At 67.8% G+C, this 14,393-nt stretch carries 12 protein-coding genes; 10 read left to right on the top strand and 2 right to left on the bottom strand.

Annotation, left to right across the window (positions count from 1 at the left end):
* From recG to D180_RS19620, 4 genes are all read left to right on the top strand, one after another.
* Nucleotides 1–1,506: ATP-dependent DNA helicase RecG (gene recG / locus D180_RS19635; protein WP_017914113.1), on the top strand; the 1,506-nt coding region annotated here is incomplete at its 5' end.
* A 199-nt stretch (nucleotides 1,507–1,705) separates the two neighbouring features.
* The gene (locus D180_RS19630; protein ID WP_017914112.1) at nucleotides 1,706–2,644 is read left to right on the top strand and encodes a nucleoside hydrolase; all 939 of its coding nucleotides are present in this window, start codon (nucleotides 1,706–1,708) and stop codon (nucleotides 2,642–2,644) included.
* A gap of 161 nt (nucleotides 2,645–2,805) precedes the next feature.
* Complete coding sequence (locus tag D180_RS19625) at nucleotides 2,806–3,048, top strand: type B 50S ribosomal protein L31 (protein ID WP_010341537.1); 243 nt, start codon at nucleotides 2,806–2,808, stop codon at nucleotides 3,046–3,048.
* Between the two features lie 290 nt (nucleotides 3,049–3,338).
* The gene (locus D180_RS19620; protein ID WP_026143410.1) at nucleotides 3,339–4,628 is read left to right on the top strand and encodes a citrate synthase; all 1,290 of its coding nucleotides are present in this window, start codon (nucleotides 3,339–3,341) and stop codon (nucleotides 4,626–4,628) included.
* A 173-nt stretch (nucleotides 4,629–4,801) separates the two neighbouring features.
* Here D180_RS19620 and D180_RS19615 read toward each other — a convergent pair whose 3' ends face one another.
* Both D180_RS19615 and D180_RS19610 read right to left on the bottom strand, forming a co-directional pair.
* Nucleotides 4,802–5,446 carry a hypothetical protein gene (locus D180_RS19615; RefSeq protein ID WP_043091406.1) on the bottom strand — a complete coding sequence of 215 codons (645 nt, stop codon included), beginning with the start codon at nucleotides 5,444–5,446 and terminating at the stop codon, nucleotides 4,802–4,804.
* Nucleotides 5,447–5,599: 153 nt separating this feature from the next.
* Nucleotides 5,600–8,026: a penicillin-binding protein 1A gene (locus tag D180_RS19610; RefSeq protein ID WP_017914109.1), complete on the bottom strand. Its 2,427-nt coding sequence runs from the start codon at nucleotides 8,024–8,026 to the stop codon at nucleotides 5,600–5,602.
* 218 nt (nucleotides 8,027–8,244) lie between these two features.
* On the opposite strand from D180_RS19610, the gene D180_RS19605 reads away from it, so the two are divergent.
* From D180_RS19605 to D180_RS19580, 6 genes are all read left to right on the top strand, one after another.
* A complete protein-coding gene (locus tag D180_RS19605) occupies nucleotides 8,245–9,303 on the top strand; it encodes a pilus assembly protein PilM (RefSeq protein WP_017908825.1) in 1,059 nt (352 codons plus the stop codon).
* Complete coding sequence (locus D180_RS19600) at nucleotides 9,303–10,094, top strand: PilN domain-containing protein (protein WP_017914108.1); 792 nt, start codon at nucleotides 9,303–9,305, stop codon at nucleotides 10,092–10,094. Before D180_RS19605 ends, D180_RS19600 begins: the two co-directional genes overlap by 1 nt.
* The gene (locus D180_RS19595; protein WP_017914107.1) at nucleotides 10,091–10,765 is read left to right on the top strand and encodes a type 4a pilus biogenesis protein PilO; all 675 of its coding nucleotides are present in this window, start codon (nucleotides 10,091–10,093) and stop codon (nucleotides 10,763–10,765) included. The genes D180_RS19600 and D180_RS19595 overlap by 4 nt, the downstream gene beginning before the upstream one ends.
* On the top strand, nucleotides 10,762–11,301 hold the full coding sequence (locus D180_RS19590) for a pilus assembly protein PilP (RefSeq protein WP_043091405.1): 540 nt from the start codon (nucleotides 10,762–10,764) through the stop codon (nucleotides 11,299–11,301). The genes D180_RS19595 and D180_RS19590 overlap by 4 nt, the downstream gene beginning before the upstream one ends.
* 20 nt (nucleotides 11,302–11,321) lie before the next feature.
* Nucleotides 11,322–13,217 (top strand): type IV pilus secretin PilQ family protein, encoded by a 1,896-nt coding sequence (locus D180_RS19585; RefSeq protein WP_043091404.1) that lies wholly within the window; start codon nucleotides 11,322–11,324, stop codon nucleotides 13,215–13,217.
* A 153-nt stretch (nucleotides 13,218–13,370) separates the two neighbouring features.
* A complete protein-coding gene (locus D180_RS19580) occupies nucleotides 13,371–14,390 on the top strand; it encodes a MoxR family ATPase (protein WP_017914104.1) in 1,020 nt (339 codons plus the stop codon).
* The last annotated feature ends 3 nt before the right edge of the window (nucleotides 14,391–14,393 follow it).

The following is a 14,393-nucleotide window of genomic DNA, read 5'->3' as shown; positions in this document are numbered from 1 at the left end:
CCGCCGCAGGCCGACCTGGCCGCGCTCGCCGCCGGCCTGCATCCGGCGCAGCAGCGCCTGGCGCTGGAGGAACTGCTCGCGCATCACCTGAGCCTGCGCCGCCAGCGCATCGCCATGCAGTGCCAGCCGGCGCCGTCGCTGCGCGGCCGCGGGCTGCTGGCCAAGCGCCTGCAGCAGTCGCTGCCGTTCCAACTGACCGGTGCGCAGCAACGCGTGTTCGCGCAGATCCGCGCCGACCTGGAGCGGCCGGCGCCGATGCTGCGGCTGGTGCAGGGCGACGTCGGCAGCGGCAAGACCGTGGTCGCCGCGCTGGCGGCGATGCTGGCAGTGGACAAGCGCAAGCAGGCGGCGCTGGCGGCGCCCACCGAACTGCTCGCCGAACAGCATCTGGCCAACCTGCGCGGTTGGCTGGAGCCGCTGGGCGTACGCGTGGCCTGGCTGGCCGGCAAGGTCACCGGCAAGGCGCGCAGCGCGACCCTGGCGCAGATCGCCTCGGGCGAGGCGCAGGTGGTGGTCGGCACGCACGCGCTGATGCAGGAGGCGGTGCGCTTCCACGACCTGGCCCTGGCCATCGTCGACGAGCAGCACCGCTTCGGCGTGCACCAGCGCCTGGCGCTGCGCGACAAGGGCGCTTCCGGCGCAGGCGTGCCGCATCAACTGGTGATGACCGCCACGCCGATCCCGCGCACCCTGGCGATGGCCGCCTATGCCGATCTGGACGTCTCCTCGATCGACGAACTGCCGCCGGGACGCACGCCGGTGCAGACCATCGTGCTCAACGCCGAGCGCCGTCCCGAGCTGGTGCAGCGCATCCGTGTGGCCTGCGCCGAAGGCCGCCAGGCCTACTGGGTCTGCACCCTGATCGAAGAGGCCGAGGACAACGAGAAATCCGCGCAGGGCGGCGGCGCCGGCAACCGGCTCGAGGCCAGCGCCGCGCAGGCCACCTTCGAAGCGTTGTCGGCGCAGTTGCCGGAACTGCGCGTGGGCCTGGTCCACGGACGCATGAAGCCGGCGGAGAAGCAGGTGGCGATGCGCGCGTTCAAGCAGGGCGAGATCGACCTGCTGGTCGCCACCACGGTCATCGAGGTCGGCGTGGACGTGCCCAACGCCTCGCTGATGATCATCGAGAACGCCGAACGCCTGGGGCTGGCGCAGCTGCACCAGTTGCGCGGGCGGGTCGGGCGCGGCGCGGCGGCGTCGAGCTGCGTGCTCATGTACCAGGCGCCGCTGTCGGCGATGGCGCGGCAGCGTCTGGAAACCATGCGCCAGACCAACGACGGCTTCGTCATCGCCGAGAAGGATCTGGAACTGCGCGGTCCCGGCGAACTGCTCGGCACCCGCCAGACCGGCCTGGCCGCGTTCCGCGTGGCCGACCTGGCCCGCGACGCTGGCCTGCTGCCGCGCGTGCACGCGCTGGCCGACCGGCTGCTGGAGGAAGCGCCGGTCCTGGCCGACCGCATCGTCGCGCGCTGGGTCGGTGGGGCGGTGCGGTTTGCCGGGGCCTGAGGGGCTGGGATTCGGCATTGGGGATGACCAGCCATTCGGCTGTTGAAAGCGGGGATTCGTAAAAAGCGGCCGCCCCTACGACAAACAGCGGTGGCGTTGCTTTTGCGAATCCCTAATCCCGACTCCCCAATCCCAGCTCCTTCCCATGCCTGCCCGGCAGTGCCAGACTCGGCGGCCGAATGGATGAGCGAAGCGACGCATGAGCGACAAGATTCCCCTGTTGATCGATACCGACCCCGGCGTGGACGACGCGCTGGCGCTGCTGATGGCCTTCGCCGATCCGCGCCACGAGGTGGTCGGGCTGACCATCGCCGCCGGCAACGTCGGCCTGCGCCACACCGTGCGCAATGCGCTGAAGCTGTGCGAGGTGGCCGGGCGCGAGGATGTGCCGGTGTTCGCCGGCTGCGCCGATCCGCTGCTGCACCCGTCGGTGGACGCCGGGCACGTGCACGGTCAGGACGGTTTCGGCGACGTCGACCTGCCGCCGGCCGCGCGCGGCGCCGAGGCCGAGCATGCCGCGCTGGCGATCCTGCGCCTGTCGCACCAGTACGCCGGGCGCCTGCTGCTGGTCGCGCTGGGGCCGCTGACCAATATCGCGCTGGCGCTGAAGCTGGACCCGACCCTTCCGCAGCGCGTCGGCCGCTTCCTGGTGATGGGCGGGGCGATCACCTGCCACGGCAACATCACCCCGGCCGCCGAGTTCAACATCGCCTTCGACCCGGAAGCCGCGCACATCGTGTTCAAGGCGTTCCCGCACATCGAAGTGGCGGATTGGGAAGCGACCGTGGCGCACGGCCTGCCGCACCGCGAGGTCGAGCAGTGGCTGGCGGTGGATGCGCCCAAGGCGCGCTTCTACGAGCTGATCTCGCGCAAGACCCGGCTGTGGTCGGAAGACGCACGCGGCGAGCACTGGTACGCCGCCGATGCGCTGGCGATGGCTTGGGCGCTGCAGCCCGACGGCGCCGAGGAGGTGCAGTCGCGGCCGATGCAGATCGAGCTGTCCGGGGTGCATACCCGCGGCGCCACCCTGGTCGACTGGAACCGCCAGCTGGGCCTGCCGGACAACGCGACCATGCTCATCCGCTACGACCACGCCCGTTTCCTGGGCCTGGCCCGCGCGGCGGTCGGCGCCGGCTGAGCCCGGCGGTCCCGCCCGGTCCCGCCCGGTTCCGGGCGGGGCCCCAGTGGTAGAACAGCCGCGAGCCGTCACCTCACTTGCCATCACGTAAACGTTGCGTGCAGGGCAGTAGGGCTGTTATAGTTTCCCTCTTGTCCAGCAGCCACCTACGGTGCGAGCCCATGAAGGCCGACATCCATCCCCAGTACCGCGACGTCGTGTTCCACGATGTCACCTCCGATTTCAAGATCCTGACCCGTTCGACCATGTCCTCGAAAGAGACGGTCAAGTGGGAGGACGGCGAAGAGTATCCGCTGATCAAGGTCGAAATCTCCTCGGCTTCGCACCCGTTCTACACGGGCAAGCACAAGGTCATCGACACCAGCGGCCGCATCGACAAGTTCCAGAAGCGCTACGCGCGCTGATCGGAACCGTCGAACGGATGTAAAGCGACGGCCGCTTGCGCGGCCGTTTTGCTATCCGCCACATCCTGTCTTCCCGGCGTTGACGCGCCGGTGTCATCCTTCCGTGAAAGTGCGGCGAGGATGCAACGCTGTGTCGCTTTCCTGCCGCCATCGTGCAACGTGGGTGGTGAGCGACGACGCAAATGCTGCTGTGCGATAATGGCGCGATCCGTGGCGATTGCCGTGGACTTCCTTCACGCGTCTGTTCGCAACGTAATCGGACAGGCGCCTTCCATCGAGGAGCGCACACTGTGTCCGATCTTGATCAGGTCACGTTGAACGCCGGCGACAAGTCGGTCGTTCTTCCGGTACTCAAGCCCACCCTGGGCAACGATTGCGTCGACATTTCCAAGTTGACCAAGGAGACCGGTCTCTTCACCTACGACTCGGGCTTCACCGCGACCGCCAGCTGCAAGTCGGCGATCACTTACATCGACGGCGACAACGGCGTGCTGCTGTACCGCGGCTACCCGATCGAGCAGCTGGCCGAGAAGTCCAACTTCCTCGAAGTGGCCTATCTGCTGATGAACGGCGAGCTGCCCACCGCCGACGAATTCAAGAAGTTCGACCACGAAGTGACGCATCACACGATGATGCACGAGTCGCTGAAGAACTTCCTCGGCGGCTTCCGCCACGACGCGCACCCGATGGCGATGATGGCCGGTACCGTGGCCTCGCTGTCGGCGTTCTACCACGACACCCTCGACCTCAACGATCCGGAGCAGCGCCGCCTGGCCGCGATCCGCCTGATCGCCAAGGTGCCGACGATCGCCGCCGCCGCCTATCGCTACTCCATCGGCTGGCCGATCCGCTACCCGCGCAACAACCTCGGCTATGTCGAGCGCTTCCTGCACATGATGTTCGAGGTGCCGAGCGAGCAGCTGCAGATGAACCCGGTCGTGGCCAAGGCCCTGGACCTGCTGTTCATCCTGCACGCCGACCACGAGCAGAATGCCTCGACCTCGACCGTGCGTCTGGTCGGTTCCACCGGCGCCAACCCGTACGCCTCGGTCGCCGCCGGCATCACCGCGCTGTGGGGCCCGGCGCACGGCGGCGCCAACGAAGCCGTGCTGAAGATGCTGGAAGAGATCGGCACCGCCGACAACGTCGAGAGCGCCGTGGCCAAGGCCAAGGACAAGAACTCGAGCTTCCGCCTGATGGGCTTCGGTCACCGCGTGTACAAGAACTTTGACCCGCGCGCGAAGATCATCCGCGAGATGACCCACAAGGTGCTGGGCGAGCTGGGCGTCAACGACCCGCTGCTGGAAGTGGCGCTGAAGCTGGAAGAGGCCGCGCTGAAGGACGACTACTTCGTGCAGCGCAAGCTGTACCCGAACGTCGACTTCTACTCGGGCATCATCTACAAGGCGCTGAACATTCCGGTGGAGATGTTCACCGTGATGTTCGCCATTGCCCGTACCGCCGGCTGGGTCTCGCATTGGCTGGAGCAGCAGGTCGACCCGGAAATGAAGATCGGCCGTCCGCGCCAGATCTACACCGGCTACGACAAGCGCGACTACACCAGCGCCGACAAGCGCTGATCGATCGCCGTCAAGGCTGTCCGGAACGCCCCGCCTCGCGGGGCGTTCTTCGTTTGTGGCGGGGCCGAAGCGGGGAGGCAGATTGGCAGCAGCCTGTCGCGCCCATCGCAGGCCGCGACACGGGGCGCCAGCCAGCTGCGCGGCGCCCGCGGCATCCTGGCGCGGCGGTCCGCTCAGCCGGACTGGTAGTCGGCGATGTCCTGCTCGGTCAGCAGTTGCCGCAGTTGCGGCATCGAGGCGCGCCGCATCGGCTTTTCGTCCACCTGCGACAGCGGCGCCTGGCGCAGCGCGTCGTAGGGCAGCACGGTCAGGTCGAAGGTCAGTTCCTCGGCGGTGAACAGCCACACCGGGAAGTCCTCGCTACGCTCGCGGTCCAGGCGCAGGCGGCGGCTGCGCAGTTCGGCCGGGATCCGGTGTTCTTCGAGAAAACGTGCCACCGCCTCGGTGTCGTCGCTGTGCAGGTGCAGTTGCACCGGGCTTTTGGCGTCGGCGGTACCGTCGTGCACCGGTCCGGCCAGGCGTGGCGCGAAGGCGTGCAGGAAGTCCATCGCGCGCAGCGCCGCCTCGCGGCGCCGGCGCAATTCGCCGGCATGGTCGGGGCCGGCGAACAGCCGCTGGTATTCGCGCAGGGCGTCCTCGATCTCGCTGTTGCGTGGCAGCGAGGCGTCGTCGTGGATGCCGAGCCGGTCGGCGGCCTTGAGCTTGGCCTGGTGGAAATCGCGGATGCCGCCTTCGGCCATCAGCCGAGCGGCTTCATGCGCCAGCCGGCGGCGGCGTTCGTGCGTGCGGGTCCGGGCGTGTTGCCGAGCGTGGTGCATGGTGCGCCTCCCCTCAAAGCCTGCCCCGACTGTACCGCAGCCTTGCGAAATTCGGGTGTAGCAGCCGTCCCTGCCTGAGGCGGCGTCCGCCGGGCGAGGCACGCCCGGCGGGAACTGCCCCGGCGAGCGCCGGGGCGGGGGAACGCGACGCGATCAGAAGATGTCGAATGCCGCGTCGTCGGTCTTCTGGTCCTGCAGGCTTTCGTCGAACTGCTGGATGCGGTCCATGTCCTCGGTCTTGACCCATTCCGTGGCGCCGTTGAGGCTGACCTGGACCATGCCGCCCGGCGGATCGTTGCGGGCGATCGGCTGATCCTTCAGCGCGACCCGCATGTAGTCGATCCAGATCGGCAGCGCCGCCTTGCCGCCGTATTCGCGGTAGCCGAGCGAGCGGTAGTCGTCGCGGCCGACCCACACGGTGGTCACGTACGGGCCGCCGAAGCCGGAGAACCAGGCGTCGCGATGGTCGTTGGTCGAGCCGGTCTTGCCGCCCACGTCCTCGCGGCCGAGCACCTTGGCGGCGGTGCCGGTGCCGCGCTGGACCACGTCGCGCATCATCGACACCAATTGATAGGCGGTGCGCTCGTCGATCGCGCGCGGCGCCACCTTGGCCTCGGGGTCGGCGGGCTTCTCGGCTGTAGCCGCCGTGGCCGCGGGCTCTGCCGGCTTGGCCGCCGGCGGTGGCGTGGCCGCGCCGAAGTTGAAGCCGTCCACCACCTGGCTGACCGGCGCGGCGTTGCCGCCGACGCTGCCGCAGCTGCGGCAGGCGGTCAGCGGATGTTCCTGGAACAGGACATTGCCGTCGCGGTCGGTGACCTTGTCGATGATCCAGGTGTTGACCAGCGAGCCGCCGTTGGCGAACACGGTATAACCGCGCGCCACCGACAGCGGGGTCAGCGAGGCGGTGCCCAGCGACATCGACAGGTTCGGCGGCAACTCGGCTTCCTGGAAGCCGAACTGGCTGATGTACTTGCGCGCGAAGTCCACGCCGATGGCGTCCAGCAGGCGTACCGAGACCAGGTTGCGCGACTGCACCAGCGCCTCGCGCAGGCGCATCGGGCCGCGGAAGCCGCCGCCGTCGTTCTGTGGCGACCAGGTCTTGCCGCGGCGGTCGCGGAACACCACCGGCGCGTCGAGCACGATCGAGGCCGGGTTGAAGCCCTTCTCGAACGAGGCCGCGTACAGGAACGGCTTGAAGCTGGAGCCTGGCTGGCGGCGCGCCTGGGTGGCGCGGTTGAACTTGTTGCCGGCGTAGCTGAAGCCGCCGACCATTGCGCGCAGCGCGCCGTTGTTGGCGTCCAGCGACACCAGCGCGGCCTGGCCGCGCGGGATCTGGGTGATCTCCCATTCGCCCGGCTTGTCGCCTTCCTGGATGCGCACCAGGTCGCCGCGCTTGAGCAGGGTGGCGGGGCTGCGCCCGGTCCAGCGGCTGGCGGCCACCGGCAGCACCAGCTCGGTCTTGTTGGCGAGCACCACGGTGGCGCTGCCGTCGCTGCCGGTGCCGGCGACGATGCTGGGCAGCATCCCGCCTTGCGCGTAGACGCCGCTCAGGTGGCTGGCCAGCGCCGCCGCATCGGCAGTGGCGGGGACGTCGAAGTGCTTCTCGACGCCATGCCAGCCATGGCGGCGATCGTAGACGACCAGGCCCTGGCGCACGGCATGGTTGGCGGCGGCCTGCAGGGTCGCATCGATGCTGGTGTAGACGTGGTAGCCCTTGTCCAGCACGTCGCCGCCGAAGCGCGCGATCATTTCCTGGCGCACCAGCTCGGCCACGTACGGGGCCTCGACCTCGACCGGGCGCTCGTGCGGCGCGGCGTGCATCGGCACCGCCTTGGCCGCCTCGGCCTCGGCCGGGGTGATGAAGCCCAGCGCGGCCATGCGGCTGAGCACATAGTTGTCGCGGCGCTGCTTGGCGCGCTCGGGGTTGCTGATCGGGTTGCCGCTGGAGGGGAACTTGGGGATGCCGGCCAGCGAGGCCATCTCGTCCAGGCTCAGCTCGTTGAGCTTCTTGCCGTAGTAGTACTCGGCGGCGGCGGCGACGCCGTAGGCGCGGTTGCCGAAGAAGCTCTTGTTGAGATACAGCTCGAAGATCTCGTCCTTGGTCAGCTCGGCCTCGATCTTGCGCGCCAGCAGGATCTCCGCCAGCTTGCGGGTATAGCTGTATTCCGAGCTCAGGAAGAACTGGCGGGCCACCTGCTGGGTGATGGTGGAGCCGCCCGGCACGCGCTTGTCGTTGGTGGTGGCCAGCAGCCACACCGCGCGGGCGATGCCCTTGTAGTCGACCCCGCCATGCTCGTAGAACCGGGCGTCCTCGGTGGCCAGGAAGGCCTGCTTCAGCCGCTCCGGCACGTCCTTCATGGTGATGGGGTAGCGCCGGGTCTCGCCGAACAGCGCCATCAGCTTGCCGTCGCTGGAGTAGACGTACATCGGCTCCTGCAGTTCGACCTTGCGCAGGGTCTGCACGTCCGGGAGCTTGGAGGAGACGACGTAGTACAGCCCGCCTGCCACGGCGGCGCCGACCAGGCCAAGGAGGACGAACAAGACCAGCGCCCAGCGCAGCCAACGACGAAAACGGGGCATCGCGAGAGATTCCGATTGCAGATTTCTTGGGCGCAGAGTATAGAGTACGCCGGGGAACGGCTGGGGCCGGTTCCGGGGATGCGACGGGTTTGCTGCCGCAGGTCATGCCGTGACACGGATCGCGACATGCAACCGGGCGGTTGCCAATTGCAAAAAATTTGTTATTAATGCGCTGGCGCAACATTGGCGTCCAAGTGCCCGCCGGCAGGGGAAAATCCGTGGGGCTTATCCCAAAGAGTCAGCAGCCGCTGATCGGCATCGACATCAGCTCGACCGCGGTCAAGCTGCTGCAGCTTTCGCGTAACGGCAACCGGTTCCGGGTCGAGCATTACGCCGTCGAACCCTTGCCGCCCAACGCCGTGGTCGAAAAGAACATCGTCGAGGTCGAGGCGGTGGGCGAGGCGATCCGCCGCGCCGTGACCCGTTCCGGTACCCGCGCCAAGCATGCCGCCGCCGCCGTGGCCGGTTCGGCGGTGATCACCAAGGTGATCCCGATGCCGGCCGAGCTGGACGAGAGCGAGCTGGAAGCCCAGGTCGAGTTGGAGGCGGTGAACTACATCCCGTACCCGATCGACGAAGTGAACCTGGATTTCGAGGTGCTGGGCGTCATCCCCAACAACCCCGAGATGGTGCAGGTACTGCTGGCCGCCTCGCGCTCGGAGAACGTGGAACTGCGCCAGTCGGCCCTGGAACTGGGCGGGCTGGTGGCCAAGGTGATGGACGTGGAGGCCTTCGCGGTCGAGAACGCCTTCGCGCTGGTGGCCAGCGAGTTGCCGGTGGCCGCCGACGGCATCGTCGCCCTGGTCGACATCGGCGCCACCATGACCACCCTCAATGTCCTGCGTGGCGGGCGCAGCCTGTACAGCCGCGAGCAGGTGTTCGGCGGCAAGCAGCTGACCGACGAAGTGATGCGCCGCTACGGCCTGACCTACGAGGAAGCCGGCATGGCCAAGCGCCAGGGCGGGCTGCCGGAAAGCTACGAGGTCGAGGTGCTGGAGCCGTTCAAGGAAGCCACGGTGCAGCAGATCAGCCGCCTGCTGCAGTTCTTCTATGCCGGCAGCGAATTCAACCGCGTCGACCACATCGTCCTGGCCGGCGGCTGCGCCGCCCTGGCCGGATTGCCGGAGATGGTGGAGGAGCAACTGGGCGTGGCCACGGTGGTCGCCAACCCGTTGGCGCAGATGACCCTGGGGCCGAAGGTGCAGGCGCATGCGCTGGCCCAGGACGCGCCGGCGCTGATGATCGCCACCGGCCTGGCGCTGAGGAGCTTCGACTGATGGCGAAGATCAATCTGCTGCCCTGGCGGGCGGAACGGCGCAAGCAGCGCGAACGCGAGTTCTATTCGATGCTTGGCCTGGCCGCGTTCGCCGGGGTGCTGCTGGCGGGGCTGATCTGGTTCTACTACGACCTGCAGATCAGCGGCCAGAACGAGCGCAACGCGTATCTGCAGGCCGAGATCGAGAAGGTCCAGGCGCAGAACAAGGAAATCGACACCCTCGACGAGAAGAAGCGCCGCCTGCTGGCGCGCAAGCAGGTGATCGAGGAACTGCAGGCCAAGCGCTCGCAGATGGTGCACCTGTTCGACTCGCTGGTGCGGACCATTCCCGACGGCGTGGTGCTGACCTCGGTGAAGCAGGAAGGCGACATGCTGACCCTGGAGGGCCGCTCGCAGTCCAACGCGCGGGTCAGTACCTACATGCGCAACCTCGAGGGTTCGGGCTGGATGACCAATCCGGAGCTGACGGTGATCGAGGCCAAGGCCCAGGAGAAGGAAGCCAAGGGTCCGATCGTCGATACCAAGGCGCTGCCGTACGTGTTCACGCTGCGGGTCAAGCTGCCGGTACCGGGCGAGAGCGCCGATCCGGCCGCCGCCGGGACGACACCTGCGGGTTCCGCTGCGCCCGGAACACCTGGCGCAGCCCCCGCGGGCGGCGCGCCTGGCACGCCGCCAGCGCAGGCCCCGGGCGCTCCTGCGCCTGCACCTGCCGCGGGTAGTCCTGCCGCACCGGCGCCGGTCACCGCGCCGGCACCCGCCGCCACGCCAGCGAAACAGGGACCGGCGTCATGAGCAAGAAATTCAACATCAAAGAGCTGGATTTCAACAACATCGGCAATTGGCCGCAGCAGGCCAAGATCGTGTTCTGCGTGCTGGTGACCCTGTTCATCCTGACCCTGTCCTGGTTCCTGCTGATCAGCAGCAAGAGCGACGAGTTGCAGGCGCTGGAGCAGAAGGAAACCGAACTGCGCGCCTCCTTCGAGAAGGAGCAGAGCCGTGCGGTGAACCTGCAGCCGCTGAAGCAGCAACTGGTGCAGATGGAGCAGGTGCTGCAGCAGATGCTGCGGCAGCTGCCGAGCAAGACCGAGATGCCCGATCTGATCATCGACATCTCGCAGACCGCGCTGTCCAGCGGCCTGACCAACGAGTTGTTCCAGCCGGGCCCGGAGTCGCCGAAGGAGTTCTACGCGGAGAAGCCGATCGCCCTGCGAATGGTCGGCAGCTACCACCAGTTCGGCGCCTTCGTCAGTGGCGTGGCCTCGCTGCCGCGGGTGGTGATCCTGACCATGCACGACATCAACCTGAAGCCGCGCGACAAGAGCAACGGCATCACCGCGCGCGGCGAACTGGAGCTGTCCGGTACGGTCAAGACCTATCGCTACCTGGACGACAAGGAAATGGCCGACCAGGAACAGGCCGCGGCGGCCGCGAAGAAGGCCGGCAAGCAAGGCGGTGGCGCATGAGCCGGCAGCATCGGGTGGTCAGGATTCTCGTTGCGGGCGCGCTGGCGCTGGTGCTTGGCGCTTGCGGCCGCACCATCACCAGCACGCCGGGCGATGCGCCGAATCTGGAGAACTGGGTGAAGGAAGTGCGCGCACGACCGGCGCAGCCGCTGGAGCCGTTGCCGGTGATGCAGCAGTTCGAGACGTTCGAATATGCGGCGCAGGGCCTGCGCGATCCGTTCAGCGATGCCTGGGCCAACCCCGACGGCAGCAGCGGCCTGCGCCCGGATCCGAACCGCCGCAAGGAACCGCTGGAACAGTTCCCGCTGGACAGCCTCAACATGGTCGGCACGCTGGGCAGCGGTGCGGGCCAGGTGGCGCTGGTGATGGCGCCGGACAAGGTGACCTACCGCGTGCGTCCGGGCGTGTACATGGGGCAGAGCGATGGCCGCGTGACCGGGGTGCACGAGGATCGCATCGATTTGATTGAACTGGTGCCGGATGGCGCCGGCGGCTGGCTGGAACGTCCCGCCTCCGTCGCGCTGGACGATCAATGATTGATTATGGGGATAGCACGATGACTTTTTCCAAAGCCCTGAGCCTGCGCCCCATCCGGCGTCACGCGACGATGCGGCTATGCGCGTTGGGGTTGGCGGCGATGCTCGGGAATGCGGTCGTCGCCAGTGCGGCGCCGCCCGCCGCGCCTGTTGCCGCGTCTCCCGCACCTGCGGCGGCGCCGGCCAAGCTCACGGTGTCGAAGATCGACTTCAAGCGCGGCGACGGCGGTGCGGGGCGGCTGATCCTGTCCTTCAACGGCACCGGCGCCAGCCCGGACCTGCGCACCCAGGGCAACAGCGTGGTGGTCGATGTCGGCAACGCCACGCTGCCGCCGGAGTTGCAGCGTCCGCTCAACGTCACCGACTTCGCCACGCCGGTGCAGCGCATCGATGCCAAGCCCTATGCGGGCGGCGCCGAGCTGGTGTTGAACACCAATGGCGCGTTCGAATCGCTGGCCTATCAGTCGGGCAACGAGTACGTGGTCGAGATCACCCCGCGCGCCGCCGCGCCGGCGGTGGGTGCGGTCACCGCGACCACGGTCAGCCAGGCCGCCGCGCAGGTGGCGGCCCGCGGCTACAGCGGCAAGCCGGTGACCTTCAACTTCCAGGACGTGCCGGTGCGCACGGTGCTGCAGTTGATCGCCGAGGAGTCCAATCTCAATATCGTCGCCTCCGACACCGTGCAGGGCAGCGTCACCCTGCGCCTGGTCAATGTGCCCTGGGACCAGGCGCTGGACATCGTGCTGCGCGCCAAGGGCCTGGACAAGCGCCGCGACGGCAAGGTGATCTGGGTCGCGCCGCAGCAGGAGTTGGCCAAGTTCGAGCAGGACAAGGAAGACGCGCGCATCGCGATCGAGAACCGCGAGGACCTGATCACCGACTACGTGCAGATCAACTATCACAGCGCCACGGCGATCTTCAAGGCGCTGACCGAGGCCAAGGGCATCGGCGGCAGCGGTGGTGGTGGCGGCGGAAGTGGTGGTGGCAGCGGCAACAGCCAGAACGACAATGGCTTCCTGTCGCCGCGCGGGCGTCTGGTCGCCGACGAGCGCACCAACACGCTGATGATCAGCGACATCCCGAAGAAGGTCGCGCAGATGCGCGAGCTGATCAATGTGATCGACCGCCCGGTCGACCAGGTGCTGATCGAAGGCCGCATCGTCATCGCCACCGATACCTTCGCACGCGATCTGGGTGCCAAGTTCGGTGTCGGCGCGACGCGCACCTATGGGGACAATGTCGCTACGGTCGGAAGCAACGCGGCTGGCGGCGGCGTCAATACGCGTGGTCTCAACGTCGATCTGAGCGGTCCGACCTTCACCAGCGCGCAGACCCTGCCCAGTCTTGCCTACACCCTGCTCGGCAAGAACTTCAATCTGGATCTGCAGCTGTCGGCATTGCAGGAAGAAGGGCGGGGCGAAGTCATTTCCAATCCGCGCATCGTGACATCCAACCAGCGCGAGGCCGTGATTCGGCAAGGTAAGGAAATCGGCTATGTCACCATTACCGGTGGAACCGCCGGAACTGCGGCGACGCCCAACGTACAGTTCAAGGAAGTGCTGCTGGAGCTGAAGGTCACCCCGACCATCACCGACGACAATCGTGTGTTCTTGAACATGAACGTCAAGAAGGACGAAGTCGAACGCTACGTGGTCTTGCAGAACTACGGCACCGTACCGGAAATCAACCGCCGCGAGATCAATACCGCGGTGCTGGTCGACGATGGGCAGACGGTGGTGATCGGCGGTGTCTACGAGTTCAACGACCGCAGCAGCATCTCCAAGGTGCCGTTCCTGGGCGACGTGCCGTTCCTGGGCAATCTGTTCAAGAAGCGTGGCCGCAACAAGACCAAGGCCGAATTGCTGATCTTCGTGACCCCGAAGGTGATGCACGTGGCCAAGCGTCCGCCGGCCTAAATGCCGCGGGCAAGGTGGGAAACCTTCGACGGGAGAGGCGCAAGCCTCTCCCGTCGGCGTTTGCGCCCATCGATGAGGAAATCCTGAATTCGCAGCACGCGGCGTCCGCCGTGCGCGGAACCATTTTCACCGGCGATCGGTCAGACTGCACAAATGAACACTCCATCCCCGACCCTCGATTCCCCGCCGGCCGCGCCCGAGCAGCAGCGCCTGCATGCCGCGTTCGTCGCCCTGCGCGACGGCCTGTCCCAGACCATCGTCGGCCAGTCGGCGCTGGTGGAGCGCCTGCTGATCGCGCTGCTCGCCGATGGCCATCTGCTGGTCGAAGGCGCGCCCGGCCTGGCCAAGACCACCGCGATCCGCGCCCTGGCCTCGCGCCTGGAAGCGGATTTCGCCCGCGTCCAGTTCACCCCCGACCTGCTCCCGGCCGACCTTACCGGCACCGAGGTGTGGCGCCCGCAGGAGAGTCGCTTCGAGTTCCTGCCTGGGCCGATCTTCCATCCGATCCTGCTCGCCGACGAAATCAACCGTGCGCCGGCCAAGGTGCAATCGGCCCTGCTCGAAGCGATGGGCGAGCGCCAGGTCACCGTCGGCCGGCACACCTATGCGCTGCCGAAGCTGTTCCTGGTGATGGCGACACAGAACCCGATCGAGCAGGAGGGCACCTTCCCGCTGCCGGAGGCGCAGCTGGACCGCTTCCTGATGCATGTGCGGATCGGCTACCCGGAAGCGGCCGCGGAGGCGGAGATCCTGCGGCTGGCGCGCGAGCGTGCACGCGAGACGCTGGAGGCGGGCGAGGCACCGCCGCCGCGCATGCCACTGGAAGACGTGTTCGCGGCGCGCCGCGCGGTGCTGGCGCTGCACATGGCACCGCCGCTGGAGCGCTATCTGATCGAACTGGTGCTGGCCTCGCGCGATGCCAGCGGCTACGACGCCGCGTTGGCGCGGCGCATCGCCTGGGGCGCGAGTCCGCGCGGTTCGATCGCATTGGAGCGGTGCGCCCGCGCGCGCGCCTGGCTGGCCGGACGCGACTTCGTCACGCCCGACGACGTGCGCGCGGTCGCCGCCGATGTGCTGCGCCACCGCGTGCTGCCCAGCTACGAAGCCACCGCCGAAGGCTGGGACGGCGATCGTCTGGTCGCCGCCCTGCTGGACAAGGTGCCGCCGCCGTGACCG

The organism is Xanthomonas sp. SHU 166, from assembly GCF_000364685.1.
Classification (GTDB): domain Bacteria; phylum Pseudomonadota; class Gammaproteobacteria; order Xanthomonadales; family Xanthomonadaceae; genus Xanthomonas_A; species Xanthomonas_A sontii.
Note: the sequence above shows the minus strand (reverse complement) of the source record. Positions and strands in the feature narration are given on the sequence as shown.